Below are 21,927 nucleotides of genomic sequence, written 5' to 3'. Positions count from 1 at the left end.
CGATGCGTGCTTCCCCGATTACGCCGACCGTCGATTTTGACGCGGACGGCGAACAGCACGGCTTCCTGAAGCTGCCTTACTCGCGCGACGATTCCGCGTGGGGCGCGATCATGATTCCGGTGACCGTCGTGAAGCGCGGCGACGGGCCGACGGTGTTGCTGACCGGCGGCAATCACGGCGACGAATACGAAGGGCCGGTCGCGCTGTCGAAGCTCGCCGGTTCGCTGAAGGCGGCCGACGTGAGCGGCCGCGTGATCGTCGTGCCGTTCATGAACTACCCGGCGTTCCGTGCCGGTTGCCGCACGTCGCCGATCGATGCCGGCAACCTGAACCGCAGCTTCCCGGGCCGGCCGGACGGCACCGTGACCGAGAAGATCGCCGATTACTTCCAGCGCCACCTGCTGCCGCTCGCGACGCACGTGCTCGACATTCACGCGGGCGGCCGCACACTCGACTTCGTGCCGTTCGCGGCGATTCACGTGCTGGAGGACCGCGACCAGGAAGCGCGCTGCGAGCGCGCGATGCGTGCATTCGGTGCGCCGTATTCGATGCGCATGCTGGAACTCGACAGCGTCGGCCTCTACGACAGCGCGGCGGAAGAAGCCGGCAAGGTGTTCGTGTCGACCGAGCTGGGCGGCGGCGGCACGTCGACGGCGGCGAGCGTCGCGATCGCCGAGCGCGGCGTGCGCGGTTTTCTCGCGCATGCCGGCGTGCTCGCGCGGCGCGACGGCGAGCGGGCCGGAGCCGGCGCGAGCGGCGCGCCGCGCACGACGACACTGCTCGACATGCCGGACAGTGCCTGCTACACGACCAGCGAGCATCGCGGGCTGCTCGAGATATGCGTCGATCTCGGCAGCGAGGTCGAGGCCGGCGACGTGCTCGCGCGCGTGCACGACATCGACCGCACGGGCGTCACGCCGGTCGAATACGTCGCGCGGCGGCGCGGGCTGCTCGCCGCACGGCACTTTCCGGGCATCGTGCAGACCGGCGACACGATCGCGGTGGTGGCCGACATCGTCGAGCGCAACATCCCGGTGGTGACCTGGGGCGACGCATAACGTGATCAAGCTCGACCGATACGACCTCGCGATCCTGCGCCTGCTCGAGCGCGACGGGCGCATCACGAAGTCGAAGCTCGCCGAGGCCGTGAACCTGTCGATTTCGCCGGCATGGGAGCGCGTGCGCAAGCTGGAGGAAAGCGGCGTGATCCGCGGCTATCGCGCGGACGTCGACTGGATCGGCACGTTCTCCGGTAGCCGCATCGTCGTCGAGGTGACGCTGTCGCGGCACACCGCGCCCGACATGCGGCGCTTCGAGGATCGGGTGGCAGCGGCGCCCGAGGTCGCGCAGTGCTATGCGACGGGCGGCGGCGTCGACTACGTGCTGCACGTGGTCGCGCGCGACATCGACCATTACCAGCGCTTCATCGATGCGTTGCTGATGGAAGACCTCGGCATCGAGCGCTACTTCACGTACATCGTGACGAAGGTCGTGAAGTGCACCGCCGGCGGCGCGCCGGACTGGCTGTAAAAGTTCGCGCCGGCGCGCGGCAATACGGAAAAAACCGGCATTTCCGGCCGCGCAAACCGAAATTTCCGCATGCGCGGGCGCGCCAGAATGAAGTCCGTGCCCACCAACGAGGAGACGCAGCATGCTGCCCGGACACCCCGTTCTGTTCAAGTCGACCTGCTACGTCGACGGTCGCTGGATCCACAGCGACAGTGCCGCGACGGTCGCCGTCGTGAACCCCGCCGACCAGGCCGTGATCGGCCACGTGCCGATGCTCGAACGCGCGCAGATCGTCGCGGCCGTCGACGCCGCGCAGCGCGCGTACGGAACCTGGCGCTGGACGCCGCAAGCGGTGCGCAGCGCGGCATTGCTGCGCTGGCATGCGCTGATCCTGCGTCACGTCGACGATCTTGCCGCGCTGCTGTCGCTGGAACAGGGCAAGCCGCTGGCCGAAGCGCGCGGCGAGATCCGCTATGCGGCGAGCTTCGTCGAATGGTTCGCGAACGAGGCGAAGCGTGTCGCGGGCCGCACGATCCCGACGCACATCGACGGCGCGCATCTCGGCACCGTGATGGAGCCGGTCGGCGTCGCGGCGCTGATCACGCCGTGGAATTTCCCGGCCGCGATGATCACGCGCAAGGCAGCGGCCGCGATCGCGGCCGGTTGCACCGTGGTCGTGAAGCCCGCGCACGAAACGCCGTTCTCGGCGCTCGCACTCGCGCAGCTCGCCGACGAGGCCGGCTTCCCGGCCGGCGTGTTCAACGTCGTGCTCGGCGAGCCGCAGATGGCGATGGAAACGCTGGTCGGCGATGCGCGCGTGCGTGCGGTGAGCTTCACCGGCTCGACGCGCGTCGGGCGGCTCGTGACCGAGACCGCCGCGAAGGCCGGCATCCGCAAGATCGCACTCGAACTGGGCGGCAATGCGCCGTTCATCGTGACCGAGGATGCGGATGTCGACCACGCGGTGCGGATTGCCGTCGGCGCGAAGTTCCAGACGTCCGGCCAGGACTGCTGCGCGGCGAACCGGATACTCGTCGCCCGCCCGCTGTACGACGCGTTCGTCGAACGGTATGCGAACGCGGTGCGCGCGCTGAAGACGGGGCCGGCGTTCGAGCAGGGCGTCGACGTCGGCCCGCTGATGCATCAGGCCGCGTTCGACGCGACCGTGGCGCGCGTGGAGGATGCGCGGGCACGCGGCGCGCGCATCGTCGCGGGCGGCCGGCCGCATGCGCTCGGCGGCTGGTTCTACGAGCCGACCGTGATCGCGGATGCCGAGCCCGGCATGCGGGTGGTCGACGAGGAAAACTTCGCCCCGATCTCGGCCGTCGGCGCATTCGACACGCTCGACGAAGCGGTCGACACGGCCAACGACACCGAGTACGGCCTCGCCGCCTACGTATGCGCGACGCGCATCGACACGATCTTCCAGCTCGTGCGGCGGCTCGATTTCGCGATGGTGTCGGTCAACGGCGTGAAATTCACCGGCGCGCCGATCCCGTTCGGCGGGATGAAGGCGTCGGGCCTCGGGCGCGAAGGCGGCGCCGAAGGCTTCGAGCCGTTCACCGAAACCAAGTACTTCTGCCTCGGCAATCTCGGCCTGCCCGTTGCGGCGACGGCCTGACCCATTCAAAGGAGCTCATCATGAAAAAATCGATCGACGCACTGCTGCGCGAGGACCGCGCCCACTTCATGCACCCGTCGACGCACGCGTACGACCACGAGACCGGCGCGCTGCCGGGCAAGATCGTGCGCGGCGGCGAAGGCATCCGCATCGAGGATCACCAGGGCAAGCGCTATATCGACGCGTTCGCCGGCCTCTACTGCGTGAACATCGGCTACGGCCGCACCGAAGTCGCCGACGCGATGTACGAACAGGCGAAGCAGCTCGCGTACTACCACACGTACGTCGGCCACGCGTCGGACGCGATCATCGAGCTGTCGTCGCGCATCATCGACTGGTCGCCGGCGGGGATGAAGAAGGTCTATTACGGGATGTCGGGTTCCGACGCGAACGAGACGCAGGTCAAGATCGTCTGGTACTACAACAACGTGCTCGGCCGCCCGAACAAGAAGAAGATCATCTCGCGCGAGCGCGGCTATCACGGCTCGGGCATCGTGACGGGCAGCCTCACGGGCCTGCCGAGCTTCCACCAGCATTTCGACCTGCCGATCGACCGCGTGAAGCATACGGTGTGTCCGCACTGGTATCGCAAGGCGCCGGCCGGCATGAACGAAGCACAGTTCGTCGCGTACTGCGTCGACGAACTCGAGAAGCTGATCGCACGCGAGGGCGCCGACACGGTCGCCGCGTTCATCGCGGAGCCGGTGATGGGCACGGGCGGCATCATCGAACCGCCGGCCGGCTACTGGCCGGCGATCCAGGCCGTGCTGCGCAAGCACGACATCCTGCTGATCTCCGATGAAGTCGTGTGCGGGTTCGGGCGTCTCGGCTCGAAGATGGGCGCGCAGCACTTCGGGATCGAGCCCGACCTGATCACGGTCGCGAAGGGCCTGACGAGCGCCTATGCGCCGCTGTCGGGCGTGATCGTCGGCGAGAAGGTGTGGGACGTGATCGCGCGCGGCTCGCAGGAACACGGGCCGATGGGGCACGGCTGGACGTATTCGGGCCATCCGGTATGCGCGGCCGCCGCGCTCGCGAACCTCGCGATTCTGGAGCGCGAGAACCTGGTCGGCAACGCGGCCGACGTGGGCGGCTACTTCGGGGCGAAGCTGCGCGACGCATTCGGTGCGCATCCGCTCGTCGGCGAGGTGCGTAGCGTCGGCATGCTGGCCGCGCTCGAGTTCATGGCCGACAAGGACGCGCGCACACCGTTCGATCCCGCGCTGAAGATCGGTGCGCAGGTGTCGGCGGCCGCGTTGCAGCGCGGCGTGATCGCGCGTGCGATGCCGCATGGCGACATTCTCGGCTTTGCGCCGCCGCTCGTGATGACGCGCGAGGAAGCCGACGAGATCGTCGGCATCGTGAAGGACGCGGTGGACGAGGTCGCCGAGCGGAATATTTCCGCCGTCGCGTGAGTGTTCAACGGTTCTGACACGCGCTTCGGCGCGTGAGGTGACGCCGCCGCATGCAAGTGCGGCGGCGTTTTTTCTTGCCGATACGGTTTGGAAAAACCGTCAGTGCATCGCCTGCGGTGTGTGTCGGCTACCGCTCGTCACTCAGTAATCCCACACGACCGGAACGAAACGGAACCCGTCGCCCGTTTTTGCAACGTGGCCGATGGACGGGAACGCGACGTGGGCCGCGGCGAGCAGTGAGCCGGTTTCCGCGGCTTCGTTGAACAGCGCGAGACGCACGTCGACCGCCGCGTCCGGATCGTGTTCGAAGCCGTTTTGCCAGTCGGGATTGTCGAAGTTGACTTCGAAAATCGCGTCGCCCGCGAACGTCAGCTTTTCCCCGTTCGATGCGACGTCGACCACGCAGTGCCCCGGCGTATGGCCGCCCGTCACCCGCGCCGACACGCCCGGGGCGACTTCCACGGTCCGGTCGAACTGCACGATGTTTTCGCCATAGAGTTCCACGAACCTCGCCGCCGCCTTGCGCAGTGCGGGCGGAACGGTTTCCGGCATCACCGTCTTGCTGAAGTCGGGATTTTTCCAGAACGCCACTTCCGCGGCCGAGACGTGAATGCGTACGTCCGGGCGCAGCTTCGCCTTGACGCCGTCGACGTTCAGCCCGCCGACATGATCCATGTGCATGTGCGTGATCACGATATCGGTGATCGCGGCCAGGTCGATGCCGGCCGATTCCAGGCGCATGACCGAGCGCCCGGCGCGCGTGAAGTATTCGAAACCGTCGCCCACGCCCGAATCGATCAGGATCAGGCGATCGGCGCTGCGCACGAGCGCGATGTTGAGCGCCCAGTCGAACATGTCGCGTTGCAGGAAACGGCCGTCGAACCATGCGTTGCGGTCCGCTTCGCTCACGTTGGTGGACATGGTGGAAGTCGGCAGCGGCAGCACGCCGTCGCTGATCAGCACGACATCGACCTCGCCGATGCGCACGGCGTAGCGGGACGAAACGAGCTCGCCCGAGCCTTCGTTGCCCAGGCGGGCGATTACGGGCTGGACGTTGCGGATGGGTGCGTTCATGTTCAGTAATCCTGTTCGTCGAGGGAATTAAGCCGCGCGGCACCGCGCGGTTCGCGAGCGCGATCGTGACGGTCGCGCTTCGGTTCGACCGGATTTCGATCGAACGTGTCAGCGATTGTAGTGACGGCCGACACGTGCCGACAGCGCCGTACGCGCGCACATCGTGTTGTCCGGAGAACAACAATCCGGCAGCGGGCTTCGCCGCCCGAAATGCACATCGCCCGCCGTCCGTTACCGGACGGCGGGCGATGCCATGGATGCCGTTTATGGGAAGCCGGGCGCCGCCGGCGTGCGGGTCAGCCCGGCTGGCCGGGGAGCGTGTCGCCGCGCAGCGAACACCCGCGCGTCTCGATCACCGCCAGCAGCGAGATCAACCCGACCGCGCAGGCGGCCATCATGTAGTAGGCGGGAATCAGCGCGTTGCCGGTCTTGCCGATCAGCCAGTCGTTGACGATCGGCGCGGTGCCGCCGAACAGCGACGTCGACACGTTGTAGGCGATCGCCATGCCCGCATACCGGACGTGGGTCGGGAACATCGCGGGGAACATCGCGGAAATGGTGGCGAGCTGCGGCACGTAGAGTACGCCGAGCACCGCGAAGCCGATGAAGGCGCCGAGCGGACCGTGCGTCATCAGCGTGAACATCGGCACGGCCGCGACGAACAGCCCGACGAGCGAGATCCACCACATCGTCTTGCGGCCGACGCGGTCCGACAGCCAGCCGGCGAACGGCAGCAGCACCATCATCGCGAGCATGCCGATCAGCGGGATCAGCAGCGACATGTTCTCGCTGACGCCGAGCTCCTTGTGCATGTAGGTCGGCATGTACGCGAGCAGCACGTAGTTGACGACGTTCAACGCGACGACGAGGCCGCCGAGCAGCAGCAGCGGCTTCGCATAGCGCACCAGCAGCTGCCGGATCGGCAGCGGGGCGGCGACGCTTTTCTCGCGGCGGTGCGCCTGTTCCTCGAGTTCGCGGAACACCGGCGTTTCCTCGAGGCGCGAGCGCAGGTAGAAGCCGATCAGGCCGAGCGGCGCCGCGACCAGGAACGGCAGGCGCCAGCCCCACGCATGCATCGCCGAATCGCCGAGCAGCAGCGCGAAGCCGAGCATCAGGAACGCGCCGAGCGAGAAGCCGGCGAGCGTCGCGAATTCGAGGAAGCTGCCGCACAGGCCGCGCCGCGAATCGGGCGCATATTCGGCGATGAAGGTGGCCGCGCCGCCGTATTCGCCGCCGGTCGAGAAGCCCTGCACCATGCGCAGCACGATCAGCGCGGCCGGTGCGAGCCAGCCGGCCGTCGCGTAGCTCGGCAGCATGCCGACGAGCAACGTGGCGCCCGACATCGTCAGGACCGTCAACGCGAGCACGCGCTTGCGGCCCAGCCGGTCGCCGAGCGGCCCCCAGAACAGGCCGCCGAGCGGGCGGATCAGGAACGAGACCGCGAACGTGCCGAGCGCGAACAGCGTCGCGCTCGCGGTGTTGCCGGGAAACAGCGCGGCGGAAATGTACGCGAGGCCATACGCGTAAATACCGTAATCGAACCATTCGGTCGCGTTGCCGAGGGCGGCGGCCGCGATCGCGACCCGCGGCAGACAGTGCGGCTCGTCGCCGCGTTGGGTGGTCGCGTCGTCGGGAATCGACGACGCGGCGGAAACGGAAGTCCACGATGGCACGTATCGCATGAGGGGTCCTCGCTATCAGCATGCGCCCGGGCGGGCGCCGACGAGGATCAAAGTAATCCCGCCAATTCGCGACGCCCGATGTCATAGGACGATGTGGGGATCGGGGTTTTCCCGTGCCGGGGCCGGGCGGCCCGCGCAGGCCGTGGCCGGCTCGCCGCGGCGCCGGCCGGCGAACGGCGGTAAGCTGCGCACTGCCGCGCGCGATTCATCGGGCCGTGCAGCGCGTGGCGTCCCTTTTTTTCATCATTCATCCGGAGCGCATATCGTGGCGACCTACATCGTCTTTACACGGGAAAGCACGCAGGACCAGCATGAACTCGACATCTACGCGAGCCAGGTCGGTGCGACCCTTGCCAGCCATCCAGTGAAGGTGCTCGCCGCATATGGTCCGCAGGAGATCCTCGAGGGCGAAGGCCCGGAAGGCGTCGTGATCGTCGAGTTCCCGTCGAAGGAGGCCGCGCACGCGTGGTATCACGGCGCTGAATACCAGAAGGTCGTCCAGCACCGCTTCAAGGGCGCCCGCTATCGCGCGGTGCTGGTCGAGGGCGTCTGAGCGCGGCCGCGCGTCCGTTACCGGACGTGCGGCTGCAACGCCCGCAACCAGTACGACACAGCCACCGCACCGCCGTCCGGCGTACCGATCGCCCGCTCGCCCAGATAGCTTGCCCGTCCCGCGCGCGGCGTCATGCGCGTCGTTTCCTCCGCACCTTGCTCGGCCGCTTCGACGGCCGCCGTCCATGCGCTCGCGGGGTCGCGCTCGCTGTCCAGCGCGCGGCCGAAGGCGTCGACGGCCGGCACCAGCGCATCGAGCATCGTCCGGTCGCCCGCTCGCGCGCCGCCGAGTTCGCCGATCGAATCCACCGCCGCGCGGAATGCCGCGGCCCAGTCGCGCGGCGACGGCTCGGCGATATCGGCCAGCCGGCGCGACGCGCGCAGCAGCGCGGTCGCATAGAACGGCCCGGAGCTGCCGGCGATCGCGCGCCGCAACGAGGCGCCGAGCGCCGCGAGCGCACCGGACGGCGTGCCGTACGCGGTGTCGGGCAATTCGAGGATCGCCTGCGCGGCGCGCCGCATGCTCGCACCGAGATCGCCGTCGCCGGCTGCCGCATCGAGATCCGTCAGTGTCTGCTCGTGGTCGATCAGCGTCTGCGCGACGGCGTGCAGCGCAGGTTGCAGGCGCGCGGCCCACGCGCGGCCGGCCGCATCGAGCGGCGGCTGCGGCGCGTCCTGCGACGCGGCCGCGGCCACGCGAATCTGCGTGTTCACGAGGCCGCCGCCCGGCCATGCGCGCGCCTGCGTCGGCGCGTCGAGCAGCGCCGCGCGCTCGTCGTTCAGCCGCAGCACCGAGATCGAGCAGCCGGGCATGTTCAGCGCGGACAGGAACGTGCCGGCCCACGCGCGCGCGACGACGATGCCGCGCCGGCTCAGATTGTCGAACGCGGCGCGCAGCACGATCGCGAGTTCCATGTCCGGCGTCGCACCGAGGCCGTTGACGAACAGCGCGACGCGTTCGTCGCGGTCGAGCACGAGATCGGCGACGATGCTCGACAACAGCGTGTCGGCCAGCGCATCGGCCGGCAGCGGCGCGCGGCGCTCGACGCCTTTCTCGCCGTGGATGCCCAGGCCCAGCTCGATCTCGTGATCGGCGAGGCTGAAGCCCGACTTGTCGGCGCCCGGGATCGTGCAGCCGTCGAGTGCGACGCCCATCGTGCCGAGCTCGGCCGCCGCGTCGCGCGCGATGCTCGCGACGCGGGCGAGCGGCAGCCCGCGCGCGGCGGCAGCGCCCGCGAGCTTGTGGATCAGCACGGTGCCGGCGATCCCGCGCCGCTGGCCGCGCTCGACGCGGCCGCGTAGCGACACGTCGTCGGCGACGATGACGATTTCGACCGGAATGCCTTCCGCGCGCGCGAGCTCGGCGGCGAGCCCGAAATTGAGCCGGTCGCCGGTGTAGTTCTTCACGATCAGCAGCGCGCCGTTCGGGCCGGCGCTCGCGCGGATCGCGGCGAGCACCGCGTCGGTCGACGGCGACGTGAACACTTCGCCGCATACGGCCGCGCTCAGCATCCCTTCGCCGACATAGCCGCCGTGCGCGGGCTCATGGCCGCTGCCGCCGCCGGACAGGATCGCGACCGGCCGCTGCGACGGCTCGGGCAGCGGCTGGCGGACGAGCACGTGCTCGTCGCCGAGGATCGCGAGATGCGGCGATTGCCGTGCGATGCCTTCCAGCATTTCTCGCACGACGTCGGACGGGCGGTTCACAAGCTTTTTCATGGCGACGGATTCCGGACGGGTGAACGGGGCTCGGCCGGGCGCGCACGGGCGCCGGACGACTTTCGTTTTCGTGTTGCGGAGGTTCGTGCGCGACCTGTTGCCGGTCGCTGACGGTCGCATGACGGGCGACCGGGCGAGGGGCAGGCAACGAAGCGTACGCTTCGCGCCACGATACATCAGGTTCGGACGTCGCGGCACGGATCGCGGCGCCATGGCGCCCGGGGCGGAGCGGCGCGCGGGCCGGTGCCGCTATTTCAGTGCGGTGATCGCCTTCGCGCGAATCAGCCGCGCACGCAGCACGTTGCGGCTGATGCCGAGCAACTGCGCGGCCCGGATCTGATTGCGGTGGCTGAATTCGAACGCGACACGCATCACCGTGTCCTCGATACGTTCGAACAGGTTGCCGTGCCCGTCGTCGAACAGGTCGCGCAGCGCGTGTTCGAGCGCCGCCTGTGCGTCGGCGGACGAATCGGCTACGGGCGCGGCAGCAGCCGGCAGGCACGGCGGCGCGATGTGCAGGTCCGTGTCCTGCAGCGCATCGTGGCGGCTCGTCAGCAGCGCATGATGGATCACGTTCTCCAGTTCGCGGACATTGCCGGGCCAGCCGTGCGCCTCGAGCCGGCGCTCGGCGCGCGGATCGATGCGGCGCGGGCCGCCGCCGAGCCGGTCGCGATAAATGCCGAAGAAGTGGCGCGCGAGCGGCAGGATGTCGCCCGGGCGGTCGCGCAAGGGCGGGACCGCGAGCTGCACGACGTTGAGCCGGTAGAACAGGTCGCCGCGAAACTGCCCGGCCGCGACCGCCTGCTGCAAGTCGACGTTGGTCGCAGCGACCACCCGCACGTCGACCGGAATGCCCGTGCGCGAACCGAGCCGCACGACCTCGCGCTCCTGCAGCACGCGCAGCAGCTTGACCTGCATCGCGAGCGGCAGATCGCCGATTTCGTCGAGAAACAGCGTGCCGCCGTGCGCGGCTTCGAACCAGCCGGGCTTCGCGCTGAACGCGCCCGTAAACGCGCCTTTCTCGTGCCCGAACAGTTCGCTGTCGACGAGCGTTTCGGAGAATGCGCCGCAGTTCACCGCGACGAACGGCCCGTCGCGACGGGCGCCGAGCTCGTGCACGTGGCGTGCGATCAGTTCCTTGCCGGTGCCCGTCTCGCCGACGATCAGCACGTTCGCGTCGCTCGGCGCGACGCGACGAACCTGTTCGAGCAGCGCGAGCGAACGCGGATCGGCGAACACCTGCGCAGGCGCGCGGGCCGGCGCGTGACGTTCGGGCAACGTGAGCGCCGGCGCCGCGCGCTCGGCGGGCTGAAGCCCGGCCGGATCGCGCGAAGCGGTGACGACGCGAAGGTTGAGCGGGCGCGGCGATGTGGAAATGGAAGTCATGGCGATGAACCGTTGGATGGCCGGGCAAGGCGGCCCCGTGCCGGCGGGCGCCGCGGTCTGGCTGCTGCGTAGTCAGCAGAGTGTTGAACGTTTCGCCGCGCGCGAAAAGCATCGATTTCTGATAACCAAAGCGCGATTGCTGCGGAACCTGCAATGGGGCGGAAGAGCGTCGGTGCGGTGACGTCACGGCGTCGAATCGGGCGTTATCGCGCGCGACGGGCTGCTGCCTGATCAGCAGTACATCAGCAGACTCGCTGCACACGGTTCATCGTGTTGCGGAATATCGATGTGAAGCGCGAGCCGGAACGCTTGCCGCCGTCGCGTATTTGGCGAAGCGCCATTTCCGGCGGGCGTTGGCGAAAAGTTTCGTGATGCAGACGACCTTTCCGTCACGCCCCCGCGCCAATGGCACGCTCCTTGCTGACCCGAACCGGTATCGCCGCGCTCCACGCGGCTCCACCATGGGAACGCATTGCATGAGCCAACCCCTCAACGTCGTCGCGATATCGGGCAGCCTGCAGCGGCCGTCGCGCACGCTGGCGCTGACCGACGCGATCGTCACGGCGCTCGGCGCCGCGCTGCCGATCGATACGCGGCGGATCGAACTCGGCGAGATCGGCAGCCGGCTGGCCGGCGCGCTTACCCGCGCACAGGTGCCGGCCGATCTCGATGTACTGATCCGCGCGATCGAGACGGCCGATGCGCTCGTCGTCGCGAGCCCGGTGTATCGCGCGTCGTACACGGGCCTCTTCAAGCATCTGTTCGACCTCGTGCGTCACGACGCGCTCGTCGACGTGCCGGTGCTGCTCGCGGCCACCGGCGGCAGCGAGCGTCATGCGCTCGTGATCGACCACCAGCTGCGCCCGCTGTTCAGCTTCTTCCAGGCGCGCACGCTGCCGATCGGCGTGTATGCGTCCGAAAGCGATTTCGACCGGTACCAGATCGCCAGCCCGGCGTTGCGCGAGCGCATCGCGCTCGCCGTGGACCGCGCGGTGCCGCAACTGCGCCCGCACGCGCTTTCCGTCGCGGCCGCGTAAGCCGCTTTCGTTTCCCCTCCGACCAGGACACCTTCATGAGCCTTCCCGACCCTTCCGCCGACGGCGTCAAATTCGCGTACTGGGTGCCGAACGTCAGCGGCGGCCTCGTCGTCAGCACGATCGAGCAGCGTACCGACTGGAGCCTCGAATACAACCAGAAGCTCGCGCGCACGGCCGAAGCGGCCGGCTTCGACTATGCGCTGAGCCAGATCCGCTTCACGGCCGGCTATGGCGCCGAATACCAGCACGAGTCGGTGTCGTTCAGCCAGGCGCTGCTGCATGCGACGACGAAGCTCAAGGTGCTCGCCGCGATCCTGCCGGGGCCGTGGCATCCGGCCGTGGTCGCGAAGCAGCTCGCGACGATCGACCACATCTCGAACGGGCGCATCGCGATCAACGTCGTGAGCGGCTGGTTCAAGGGCGAATTCACCGCGATCGGCGAGCCGTGGCTCGAGCACGACGAACGCTATCGGCGCTCGAAGGAATTCATCCAGGCGCTCAAGGGCATCTGGACGCAGGACAATTTCACGTTCAAGGGCGACTTCTATCGCTTCAACGATTACACGTTGAGCCCGAAGCCGGTGCAGAAGCCGCATCCGGAAATCTTCCAGGGCGGCAGCTCGCGCGCGGCGCGCGACAACGCGGCGAGCGTGTCGGACTGGTATTTCACGAACGGCAATACACCGGAGAACCTGAAGGCGCAGATCGACGACATTCGCGCGAAGGCGGCCGCGAACGACCATCGCGTGCGCATCGGCGTCAACGCGTTCGTGATCGCGCGCGACACCGAGGAAGAAGCGCAGGCCGTGCTCGACGACATCATCCGGCATGCGCACGTCGAGGCCGTGCACGCGTTCGGCGATGCGGTGAAGCAGGCCGGCAAGGCGTCGCCCGAAGGCGAGGGCAACTGGGCGAAATCGACGTTCGAGGATCTCGTGCAGTACAACGACGGCTTTCGCACGAACCTGATCGGCACGCCGCGGCAGATCGCCGAGCGGATCGTCGCACTGAAGGCGATCGGTGTCGATCTCGTGCTGACCGGCTTCCTGCACTTCATCGAGGAAGTCGAATACTTCGGCCGCCGCGTGCTGCCGCTCGTGCGCGAGCTGGAGGCGCAGCGGCAGGCCGTTGCCGCGTGACGCCTGCCCGACGCACGCGCGCGGCCCGCGATCGCGCGGGCCCGCGCGGCGGCGTGCCGCTCACGCGACGCCGGCCAGCTTCGATGCCTCGATCACCATCCGCACGCCGAGACTGCCGAGGATGATGCCCATCGTCCAGCGCTGCGCGAGCAGCAGCGTCGGGCGGCCGTGCAGGAACTTCGCGAGGCTGCTCGAGCAGAGCGCCACCAGCCCGTTGGCCGACGCGAACGCGGCGATCAGCAGCGAGCCGAGAAACAGCGACTGGCCGAACACGCTGCCTTGCCCGTAGTCGATGAACTGCGGCAGCAGCGACACGAACAGCATCGCGAGCTTCGGGTTCAGCACGCTGGTCGTCGCGCCCATCGCGAGCAGCCGCAGCGGCTGCTCGGTCGGCAGCGCCTTCACCTCGAACGGCGAGCGGCCGCCGGGCCGCACCGCCTGCCATGCGAGATACAGCAGATAGATTGCCCCGACCGCGCCCAGCACACTGCCCGCATAGGGCACGCTCATGAACAGCGTCGTGATGCCGAACGCCGCGGCGAACATGTAGAACAGGTAGCCGATCATCACGCCGGCGAGCGAAATGAACCCGGCCGCCCGTCCTTGCGCGATCGAGCGCGACATCACGTAGACCATGTTCGGCCCCGGCGTGACCGCGAGCATGCCGCCGATGACGAGAAACCCGTAGAGCGATCCGGACGTGTGCATGTTTTCCGCTTCCTGCATCGAGTGAGTGCTGACGACGTCGATTGTCCGGCGATGGAGGTGAACAGTAAAACGGGATAAACTGAATCGATTGATCAGTTTTTCTGAATCGACATGAAGAAGCTCGACCTCGATGTGCTCGCGATGGTGGTGGCCGTCGCGGAATCCGGATCGTTCGCGCAGGGCGCACAGGCCGTGCACCGGTCGCCGTCGGCGGTGAGCATGCAGATCAAGACGCTGGAAGACGCGCTCGGCAAGCTGCTGTTCATCCGCGACACGCGCAACGTGACGGCGACCGACGACGGCAGGATGCTCGCCGATTACGGCCGCCGGATGCTCGCGATGCGCGACGAGGCGTGGGCGTCGATCGTGCGGCCGGAGATGCGCGGCCGCGTGACGATCGGCGTGCCCGACGACTACATCGCGTCGCTGCTGCCACAGGTGCTCGGCAAGTTCGCCGCGATGCATCCGCGCGTGGAAGTGCGCGTGATCGGCCAGCCGAGCAGCGCGCTCGTGCCGATGCTGAAGGACAACACGGTCGACCTCGCGTGCCTGACGCGCATCAAAGGCGTGACGGGCGAGCTGATCCGGATGGAGCCGCTCGTCTGGGCTGGCTCGCCGAAACGCGATGTGTGGGAAGAGCGGCCGCTGCCGGTGGCGTTTTTCACGCACGGCGGCAGCATGGCGCGCGATCACGCGGTCAAGGCGCTGAACCGGCGGAAGATTCCGTACCGGATGTCATACGAAAGCCCGAGCTTTCTCGGCCTGCTCAGCATGGTCGAGGCCGGCCTCGCCGTCGCGCCGCTCGCGCGCTGCTGCGTGCCCGATCACCTGTTGCAGCTGTCGGAGAGCCACGGGCTGCCGTCGCTCGGCGAACTCGAGGTCGTGCTCGCGCGCAGCGCGCAGTCCGCGCGCCCGCCGTGCGACTACCTCGCCGAGCAGATTCTCGGCGAATGGCGCGCCTGACCGGCACGTCGCCAGCGGCACGTCAGCACGACGTCAGCAGCCATTCGCGGAAGGCGACGAGCGACGGCAGCGCGTCGTTGCCCGGCGGGTAGACCAGGTAATAGCTGCGCTGGCTGGTAATCGCGTCGCCGATCGAGTCGAGCTCGCCGCGGCTCAATTCGTCCTCCACGAGCACCTTCGGCACCAGTCCGATCCCCATTCCGGCATGCACGGCCTGGATCAGGTGCGACGTCAGCTCGAAGCTCGGGCCGATGCGCATCTGGCGATGATCGAGCCGATAGTGCGAGAACCACTCGGCCCAGGCCTGCTGATTGCTCGTCACGCCCAGCAGCGTCTGCTTCGCGGCCCAGGCCGGCGTGCGCGCGTCGGCCTTGCGGCCGCTGCCCGTGGCGCGCGGCGCGATCGCGATCAGGAATTCGTTGTACAGCCGGTGCGCATGCAGGCCCGGCCAGTCGCCGGCGCCGACGGTGATCGCCGCGTCGAGGTCGTCGTTGAGGAAATCGATCGCGCCGATTCGCGAATGAAGGTGCACGGTCACGCCCGGATGCGCGGCATAGAAGCCGTGCAGATGCGGCAGCAGCCATTTCGACCCGAAGGTCGGCAGGGTGGCCAGCCGCAGCGAGCCGGCGCCCGCCTGGTGCGACATCGCCTGCAACGTCGCGCCGCGGATGCGCCCGAGCGCGCCGGTCAGTTCGGCGAAATAGCGGCGGCCGACGTCGGTCAGCTTCACCGAGCGACCCTCGCGCCGGAACAGCGGCACGCCGAGCTGATCCTCGAGCGTCTGGACCTGCCGGCTGATCGCGCTCTGGCTCAGCGACAGCTCCTCGGCCGCGCGCGTGTAGCTTTCATGCCGCGCGGCGGCCTCGAACACGAGCAGCAACGACATCGACGGGGTCAGGCGACGGTAATTCATGAGTTTTATGCAAGCTTCGCCGGGGGGGAATTCGTTTGTTTCTGGCCGAATATCCGAAGATACTCGAATTCTCGGTCGTGCGGAAACTTGCAACGAAGTCATGTTTCGGCGCACGCGAATCACCCTGCTCCACCCACATTGCGTTTTTGCCCCATGTCGATCGCCCCGTTGCCCCGTCCCGCCAGCCCGCCCGCGAACGTTTACCGCGATTTCCTCGCCGCGCTGCGGGCGACGGGATTCGCCGGGGAGATTCACACGGACCACGCGAACCGGACCGTGCAGGCCACCGACAACTCGATCTACCAGCGCCAGCCGCAGGCGGTGATCTGTCCCGCGCATGCGGACGACGTCCGGCTGCTGGCCCGGCTGCTGGCCGAACCCGCGCACCGCGACGTCGCGGTGGCCGCGCGCGGCGGCGGCACGGGCACCAACGGGCAGTCGCTGACCGACGGCGTGGTCGTCGACCTGTCGCGCAACATGAACCGGATCCTCGAAATCGACGTCGAGCAGCGCTGGGTGCGCGTGCAGGCGGGCGTCGTCAAGGATCAGCTCAATGCGGCGCTGAAGCCGCATGGGCTGTTCTTCGCGCCGGAGCTGTCGACGTCGAACCGCGCGACCGTCGGCGGGATGATCAACACCGACGCGAGCGGGCAGGGTAGCTGCACGTACGGCAAGACGCGCGATCACGTGCTCGAACTCGATTTCGTGCTGATGGGCGGCGAGCACCTGCACAGCGGCGCGCTCGACGATGAAGAACTGGCGCGCCGCTGTGCGCGGCAGGACCGCGTCGGCAAGGTGTATCGCACCGCGCGGCGCATCAGCGACGACAAGGCGGCGCTGATCGACGCGAAGTTTCCGAAGCTCAACCGCTGCCTGACCGGCTACGACCTCGCGCACCTGCGCGAACCGGACGGCCGTTTCAACCTGAACAGCGTCCTGTGCGGCGCGGAAGGGTCGCTCGGCTTCGTCGTCGAGGCGAAGCTCAACGTGCTGCCGATCCCGAAGTTTTCGGTGCTGGTCAACGTGCGTTACGCGGGCTTCATGGACGCGCTGCGCGACGCGCGCGCGCTGCTCGAACATCGGCCGCTATCGATCGAGACGGTCGACTCGAAGGTGCTGATGCTCGCGATGAAGGACTTCGTGTGGAGCAGCGTGGCCGAGTATTTCCCGCAGGACGACGCGCGTCCCACGCTCGGCATCAACCTGATCGAATTCAGCGGCGACGACGAACGCGACGTCGATGCGCGGGTGCGCGCGTTCGTCGAGCATCTGCGCACCGATACGAGCGTGGAGCGTCTCGGCCATACGCTCGCGGCCGGCAACGATGCGGTGAAGCGTGTGTATGCGATGCGCAAACGCGCGGTCGGCCTGCTCGGCAACGTGCAGGGCGAGGCGCGCCCGCAGCCGTTCGTCGAGGACACCGCGGTGCCGCCCGAGAACCTCGCCGCGTACATCGCCGAATTCCGCGCGCTGCTCGACGGCCACGGGTTGCAGTACGGGATGTTCGGCCACGTCGATGCGGGCGTGCTGCACGTGCGCCCGGCGCTCGACATGAAGGACCCGAAGCAGGCGGCGCTGGTGCGGCCCGTGTCGGACGCGGTGGCCGAACTCACGCAGCGTCACGGCGGCCTGCTGTGGGGCGAGCATGGCAAGGGCGTGCGCTCCGAATATGCGCCGGCGTTTTTCGGCGAGCTGTATCCGTCGCTGCAGCAGTTGAAGGCCGCGTTCGATCCGCACAACCAGTTCAACCCGGGCAAGATCGCGACGCCGCCGGATCATACGTTGCGACTGTTGAAGATCGACGAGGTGCCGACGCGCGGCGATCACGATCGGCAGATCGACGAGCGCGTGTGGCAGAGCTACGGCACCGCGATGCATTGCAACGGCAACGGCGCGTGCTACAACTTCGATCCGGACGACGCGATGTGCCCGTCGTGGAAGGCGACGCGCGAACGCGTGCAGTCGCCGAAGGGGCGTGCGTCGCTGATGCGCGAATGGTTGCGCCTGCAAGGGCAGGCCGGCGTCGACGTCGTCGCGGCGGCGCGCACGCGGCAGCCGCTCCTGCGCGGTCTGGTCGAGCGGTGGCGCAACAGCCGCGACGCCCGTCATGGCGACACGGATTTCTCGCACGAGGTGTACGACGCGATGGCGGGCTGCCTCGCATGCAAGTCGTGCGCGGGGCAGTGTCCGGTCAAGGTCAACGTGCCCGAGTTTCGCTCGCGCTTTCTCGAGCTGTATCACCAGCGCTACCTGCGGCCGCTGCGCGACTACCTGATCGGCTCGCTCGAATTCACGATGCCGTGGATGGCGCACGTGCCCGCGCTGTACAACGGGCTGATGGGAGCCGGCTGGGTGCGGGCGCTGCTCGAGCGTCAGGTCGGCATGGTCGACAGCCCGCTGCTGAGCCGCTTCGATCTCGCGGCCGTGATCCGCGCGTGGCGCGTGAAGCCGGCCGACCCGCATGCGCTCGCCGCGCTGAGCGATGCGCAGCGCGCACGCAGCGTCGTCATCGTGCAGGATACGTTCACGCGCTATTTCGATACCGAGCAACTGGCGGCGCTGATCGAGCTGGCGGCGCGCCTGGGCTTTCAGGTGTGGCTCGCGCCGCTCGCGCCGAACGGCAAGGCGCTGCACGTGCAGGGCTTTCTTCATGCATTCGCGAAGGCGGCGATCCGCAACGCGACGCAACTGGCCGCGCTGGCGCGCTCGGGCGTCGCGCTGGTCGGCCTCGATCCGGCGATGACGCTGACGTATCGGCAGGAATACCTGAAGGTGACGGGGCTCGCCGACGTACCGAAGGTCGCGCTGCCGCAGGAATGGCTGCTGGATGCGCTGCCAGAAGCCGGTGCGGGTGGGGCGACGGTTTCATATCGGTTGTTGCCGCACTGCACCGAGAAAACCAATGCGCCGGACAGCGGCAAGCAATGGGCGCAGGTGTTCGCGCGTCGCGGGTTGCGCTTGCAGGTCCAGGCGGCCGGGTGTTGCGGAATGTCGGGCACGTATGGGCACGAGGCGCGCAATCTCGCGACGTCGAAGACGATCTATGCGCAGTCGTGGGCCGCGCACGTCGACGGGCCGGAACAGGAGGGCGAAGCGCTGGCGACCGGGTATTCGTGCCGCAGCCAGGTGAAACGTCTGTCGTCGAAACAGGTGCGTCATCCGTTGCAGGCGCTGCTCGATCATGTGCGGGCGGGACAGCGAGCTGAGGTCGGAATCGTCTGATCAGCCGAATCGCTCGCACGACATTCAGACCGCGCGCACCGGCGCACCGATCTTCATCGTCCGTGCATCGGACATTCAGTTTTTCTAATGATGCCGGGGCGCAGATTTGGCCACGCGAATGTGTCACTACACTCGTTCGTGTCGGACGGGTGCGTCAAGCGTCGACTCACCGATTCCCGATGTCAGGTAGTGCGTCATATCGATGCGCTATCCCGTTCCATACTTTTGATCTGGGGGTCGTTGTGAGACACAACCGCGCTTTTGCACACCACTTCATGCGCCAGCTATTCGCCGGCTTCGCGCTTTGCTTGCTGTCGGTGGGACCGGTGATGGCGAAATTAAATGCAGCCGGTGAATTGCCGCACGTCGTGGTGCTGGCAACCGGCGGCACGATCGCGGGCACCGCAGGCAGCGAAACGCAAACGACGGGCTACAAGCCGGGTGTGCTGACCGCCGGGGCGCTTCTCGCGTCGGTGCCGTCGCTGGGCAAGATTGCGCAGGTATCCGGCGAACAGATCTCGAATGTCGGCAGCGAAAACATCACGAACGATATTCTCCTGAAGCTCGCCAGGCGCGTGAACCAGTTGCTCGCCGATCCCGATGTCGCGGGTGTCGTGATTACCCATGGCACGGATACGCTCGAGGAAACCGCGTACTTCCTCGACCTCGTCGTCAAGAGCGACAAGCCCGTGGTGGTGACCGGATCGATGCGGCCGTCGACGGCGATCGGCGCGGATGGCCCGAGCAACCTGTTGCAAGCAGTAACCGTGGCCGCTTCACCGGACGCACGCGGTTGCGGCGTGATGATCGTGCTGAACGACCGGATCGGCGCCGCGCGCTACACGACGAAGACCAACGGCACCACACTGGATACATTCAAAGGGAACGACGCCGGCTACATGGGCACGCTGGTCGACGAAGTGCCGCATTTCGACACGTCCGTCCTGAAGCGTCACACCACGGCGACGCCGTTCGACGTATCGAAGTTCGACGCGCTGCCGGAAGTCGATATCGTCTACGGCTACCAGAACGACGGTGGATTCATGTACGACGCTGCCGTCGCACATGGCGCGCAGGGTATCGTCGTCGCGGGCGTCGGAGCCGGCAGCGAATCGCTGCTGACGCTTCCCTCGATCAAGCAGGCGATCGAGAAAGGGGCGATCGTGGTTCGTTCGTCTCGAACGGGAGGCGGATTCGTGCCGGCCGATCCGGCTTACCTCGGGCTCCTCGGCGATGACTTGAACCCGCAGAAGGCGCGCATTCTCCTCATGCTCGCGCTGACGTTGACGAAAGATCCTTCCCGCATTCAGGCAATGCTGCATCAGTTCTGACGCAGCGTCCGCCTGCCGAGGCACTGGCCGGGGCGCGACGATGCCGGAGACGCATCGCCGCGCCCCGCGTCGTTTACGGGAGCGGGTGCGCGCGACCGGTCGTCGAGCGCTTCACACGGGTGCAAACGGCGCCTACGTTCAGGGACTGCGCGACCTACTATTAGAATCACTGATGATGAATGGAGACATGCTGTATTTGTGAATTTGAGTCTCTACACTGGTTTCCGAAGGCGCGAGCAAACGCGTCGAGATGACCAGAGTCACAGGAGACGAAAGTGAGCAAGCAGATCTTGATGGAGGATGTTCCGCTGCGCGGCTTCCATTTGCGGGTGGCATTCAGCGGGACAGGCGGACAGTTCAGCGACGGCTTCGTGTTGGGCATTATCGGGATCGCCGTGAGCATGGCGGCCGGCACGCTTCATCTGGACGCGCTCTGGATGGGGGCGCTCGGCGCGGCGTCCCTTGCAGGTCTTTTTGTCGGCAGCATGTTTGCGGGCCCCGTGGCGGACAAGTATGGCCGCCGGACCATCTTCGCATTCGACATGCTGCTCTTCGCGGCGATATCCGCTGCGCAATATTTCGTCACGTCACCGGCCCAGTTGCTGGTGTTGCGCTTGCTCCTGGGCGTCATTCTGGGCGCCGACTATGTCGTGAGCAAATCGCTCGTCACGGAGTTTGCGCCGCGCCGATATCGCGGCCGGCTACTGAGCGTCCTCGCCGCGGCGTGGGCGGCCGGCTATGTGGGCGCGTACCTCGCCGGTTTCGCCATTCGCGACATCGGCCCCGACGCATGGCGCATCATGCTGGCTGCGAGCGGCCTGCCTGCCCTGCTGATTCTGCCGTTCCGCCTCGGCGTTCCCGAGTCGCCGATGTGGTTGATGAAACGCGGGCGGAAGGACGAGGCGCTTGCAATCATCCGCGCAAAACTGGGCGCAGATACCGTTCTGCCCATATCGCCGGACGCACCTCCGCAACGTCGAGGCGCGTGGTCGGAACTGTTTTCGTCGCGCTGGCGCAGAAACACGCTGGTCGGCTGCATCTTCTACACGTGCCAGGTCATTCCGTATTTCGCGCTCGGGACGTTTGCGCCGAAGGTGCTTCAGGCGTTGCAGGTCAAGGATGGCTTTGTCGGCGGCCTCGTCTATAACGTACTGCTCTTTGCCGGTGCAATCTTCGGATTGCTGATCGCCGACCGACTGTCGCGCCGCGCGTTCCTCGTCGGGAGCTTCTACCTCGCCGCGCTCGGCCTCGCGGTGCTGGCGTATGCGGGATTCGGGCCGCTCGGCACGATACTCGCGTTCGGCATTTTCGCCTGTATTCTTTCCGCCGCAGCCAACCTGGAGTTCGTCTATCCGCCCGAGCTTTTCCCGACCCACCTGCGCGCATCGGGCGTGGGGCTGGCCGTCGCCTCGAGCCGGTTCGGGTCCGCGATCAGCACGTTTCTTCTGCCGGTGGCCGTGCAGCACGTCGGCATTCACGCGGCGCTCGGCGCATGCGTGGCCGTGCTGGTGTTCGGTGGCGTGTTCTGCCATCTGTTTGCGCCGGAAACCGGCCGCGAGAATCTGTCTGACGTGGGTTCAGGCCACGGCAGCGATGAAGTGGCGCTCGACGGCAAGCGCGACGCCATCCTGCCGGCTGCACATCGCAACAGTTGAT

At 67.5% G+C, this 21,927-nt stretch carries 18 protein-coding genes; 12 read left to right on the top strand and 6 right to left on the bottom strand.

What is annotated here, in order from left to right; genetic code table 11:
- Positions 1-2 precede the first annotated feature (2 nt).
- The 4 genes from doeB (at position 3) to HWX09_RS10010 (ending at position 4,545) form a co-directional block, all read left to right on the top strand.
- Positions 3-1,058: a N(2)-acetyl-L-2,4-diaminobutanoate deacetylase DoeB gene (doeB, locus tag HWX09_RS10025; RefSeq protein ID WP_027786294.1), complete on the top strand. Its 1,056-nt coding sequence runs from the start codon at positions 3-5 to the stop codon at positions 1,056-1,058.
- A gap of 1 nt (position 1,059) precedes the next feature.
- Entirely contained in the window at positions 1,060-1,530 is a 471-nt protein-coding gene (locus tag HWX09_RS10020) for an Lrp/AsnC family transcriptional regulator (RefSeq protein ID WP_027786295.1), read from the top strand.
- Between the two features lie 121 nt (positions 1,531-1,651).
- Positions 1,652-3,130, top strand: a complete 1,479-nt coding sequence (locus tag HWX09_RS10015) for an NAD-dependent succinate-semialdehyde dehydrogenase (RefSeq protein WP_027786296.1) — start codon at positions 1,652-1,654, stop codon at positions 3,128-3,130.
- 20 nt (positions 3,131-3,150) lie between these two features.
- Positions 3,151-4,545, top strand: coding sequence for an aspartate aminotransferase family protein (locus tag HWX09_RS10010; RefSeq protein WP_027786297.1), 1,395 nt, complete (start codon positions 3,151-3,153; stop codon positions 4,543-4,545).
- Positions 4,546-4,686: 141 nt separating this feature from the next.
- On the opposite strand, the gene HWX09_RS10005 is transcribed toward HWX09_RS10010, so the two are convergent.
- Both HWX09_RS10005 and HWX09_RS10000 read right to left on the bottom strand, forming a co-directional pair.
- Positions 4,687-5,619, bottom strand: a complete 933-nt coding sequence (locus tag HWX09_RS10005) for an MBL fold metallo-hydrolase (RefSeq protein WP_027786298.1) — start codon at positions 5,617-5,619, stop codon at positions 4,687-4,689.
- Between the two features lie 296 nt (positions 5,620-5,915).
- The gene (locus tag HWX09_RS10000) at positions 5,916-7,301 is read right to left on the bottom strand and encodes an MFS transporter (RefSeq protein WP_027786299.1); all 1,386 of its coding nucleotides are present in this window, start codon (positions 7,299-7,301) and stop codon (positions 5,916-5,918) included.
- 265 nt (positions 7,302-7,566) lie between these two features.
- On the opposite strand from HWX09_RS10000, the gene HWX09_RS09995 reads away from it, so the two are divergent.
- Entirely contained in the window at positions 7,567-7,854 is a 288-nt protein-coding gene (locus HWX09_RS09995) for a DUF1330 domain-containing protein (protein WP_027786300.1), read from the top strand.
- Positions 7,855-7,871: 17 nt separating this feature from the next.
- Here the strand turns inward: HWX09_RS09995 and dhaL are convergent, their stop codons facing one another.
- Together dhaL and HWX09_RS09985 are read right to left on the bottom strand one after the other, a co-directional pair.
- Positions 7,872-9,572 carry a dihydroxyacetone kinase subunit DhaL gene (gene dhaL / locus HWX09_RS09990; RefSeq protein WP_027786301.1) on the bottom strand — a complete coding sequence of 567 codons (1,701 nt, stop codon included), beginning with the start codon at positions 9,570-9,572 and terminating at the stop codon, positions 7,872-7,874.
- Positions 9,573-9,821: 249 nt separating this feature from the next.
- A complete protein-coding gene (locus HWX09_RS09985; RefSeq protein WP_080681413.1) occupies positions 9,822-10,958 on the bottom strand; it encodes a sigma 54-interacting transcriptional regulator in 1,137 nt (378 codons plus the stop codon).
- Between HWX09_RS09985 and HWX09_RS33590 the strand changes: the two genes are divergently transcribed.
- The 3 genes from HWX09_RS33590 to sfnG all read left to right on the top strand — a co-directional run bounded on the left by HWX09_RS33590 (position 10,957) and on the right by sfnG (position 13,134).
- A complete protein-coding gene (locus HWX09_RS33590) occupies positions 10,957-11,139 on the top strand; it encodes a hypothetical protein (protein WP_227789475.1) in 183 nt (60 codons plus the stop codon). The genes HWX09_RS09985 and HWX09_RS33590 overlap by 2 nt on opposite strands.
- 295 nt (positions 11,140-11,434) lie before the next feature.
- Positions 11,435-11,995: an FMN reductase gene (gene msuE / locus HWX09_RS09975; RefSeq protein WP_027786302.1), complete on the top strand. Its 561-nt coding sequence runs from the start codon at positions 11,435-11,437 to the stop codon at positions 11,993-11,995.
- A 35-nt stretch (positions 11,996-12,030) separates the two neighbouring features.
- Positions 12,031-13,134 carry a dimethylsulfone monooxygenase SfnG gene (sfnG, locus tag HWX09_RS09970; RefSeq protein ID WP_027786303.1) on the top strand — a complete coding sequence of 368 codons (1,104 nt, stop codon included), beginning with the start codon at positions 12,031-12,033 and terminating at the stop codon, positions 13,132-13,134.
- Positions 13,135-13,194: 60 nt separating this feature from the next.
- On the opposite strand, the gene HWX09_RS09965 is transcribed toward sfnG, so the two are convergent.
- On the bottom strand, positions 13,195-13,842 hold the full coding sequence (locus tag HWX09_RS09965) for a LysE family translocator (RefSeq protein WP_027786304.1): 648 nt from the start codon (positions 13,840-13,842) through the stop codon (positions 13,195-13,197).
- A 111-nt stretch (positions 13,843-13,953) separates the two neighbouring features.
- On the opposite strand from HWX09_RS09965, the gene HWX09_RS09960 reads away from it, so the two are divergent.
- The gene (locus HWX09_RS09960) at positions 13,954-14,805 is read left to right on the top strand and encodes a LysR substrate-binding domain-containing protein (RefSeq protein WP_027786305.1); all 852 of its coding nucleotides are present in this window, start codon (positions 13,954-13,956) and stop codon (positions 14,803-14,805) included.
- Positions 14,806-14,827: 22 nt separating this feature from the next.
- On the opposite strand, the gene HWX09_RS09955 is transcribed toward HWX09_RS09960, so the two are convergent.
- Positions 14,828-15,718, bottom strand: coding sequence for a LysR substrate-binding domain-containing protein (locus HWX09_RS09955; RefSeq protein WP_027786306.1), 891 nt, complete (start codon positions 15,716-15,718; stop codon positions 14,828-14,830).
- Between the two features lie 153 nt (positions 15,719-15,871).
- On the opposite strand from HWX09_RS09955, the gene HWX09_RS09950 reads away from it, so the two are divergent.
- The 3 genes from HWX09_RS09950 (at position 15,872) to HWX09_RS09940 (ending at position 21,926) form a co-directional block, all read left to right on the top strand.
- Complete coding sequence (locus HWX09_RS09950; protein ID WP_027786307.1) at positions 15,872-18,940, top strand: FAD-binding and (Fe-S)-binding domain-containing protein; 3,069 nt, start codon at positions 15,872-15,874, stop codon at positions 18,938-18,940.
- 179 nt (positions 18,941-19,119) lie between these two features.
- On the top strand, positions 19,120-20,271 hold the full coding sequence (locus HWX09_RS09945) for an asparaginase (RefSeq protein ID WP_279610183.1): 1,152 nt from the start codon (positions 19,120-19,122) through the stop codon (positions 20,269-20,271).
- 275 nt (positions 20,272-20,546) lie between these two features.
- Positions 20,547-21,926 carry an MFS transporter gene (locus HWX09_RS09940; RefSeq protein ID WP_199779087.1) on the top strand — a complete coding sequence of 460 codons (1,380 nt, stop codon included), beginning with the start codon at positions 20,547-20,549 and terminating at the stop codon, positions 21,924-21,926.
- Position 21,927: the final 1 nt, after the last annotated feature.

The organism is Burkholderia sp. BCC1208, assembly GCF_902833095.1.
GTDB lineage: Bacteria > Pseudomonadota > Gammaproteobacteria > Burkholderiales > Burkholderiaceae > Burkholderia.
Note: the sequence above shows the minus strand (reverse complement) of the source record. Positions and strands in the feature narration are given on the sequence as shown.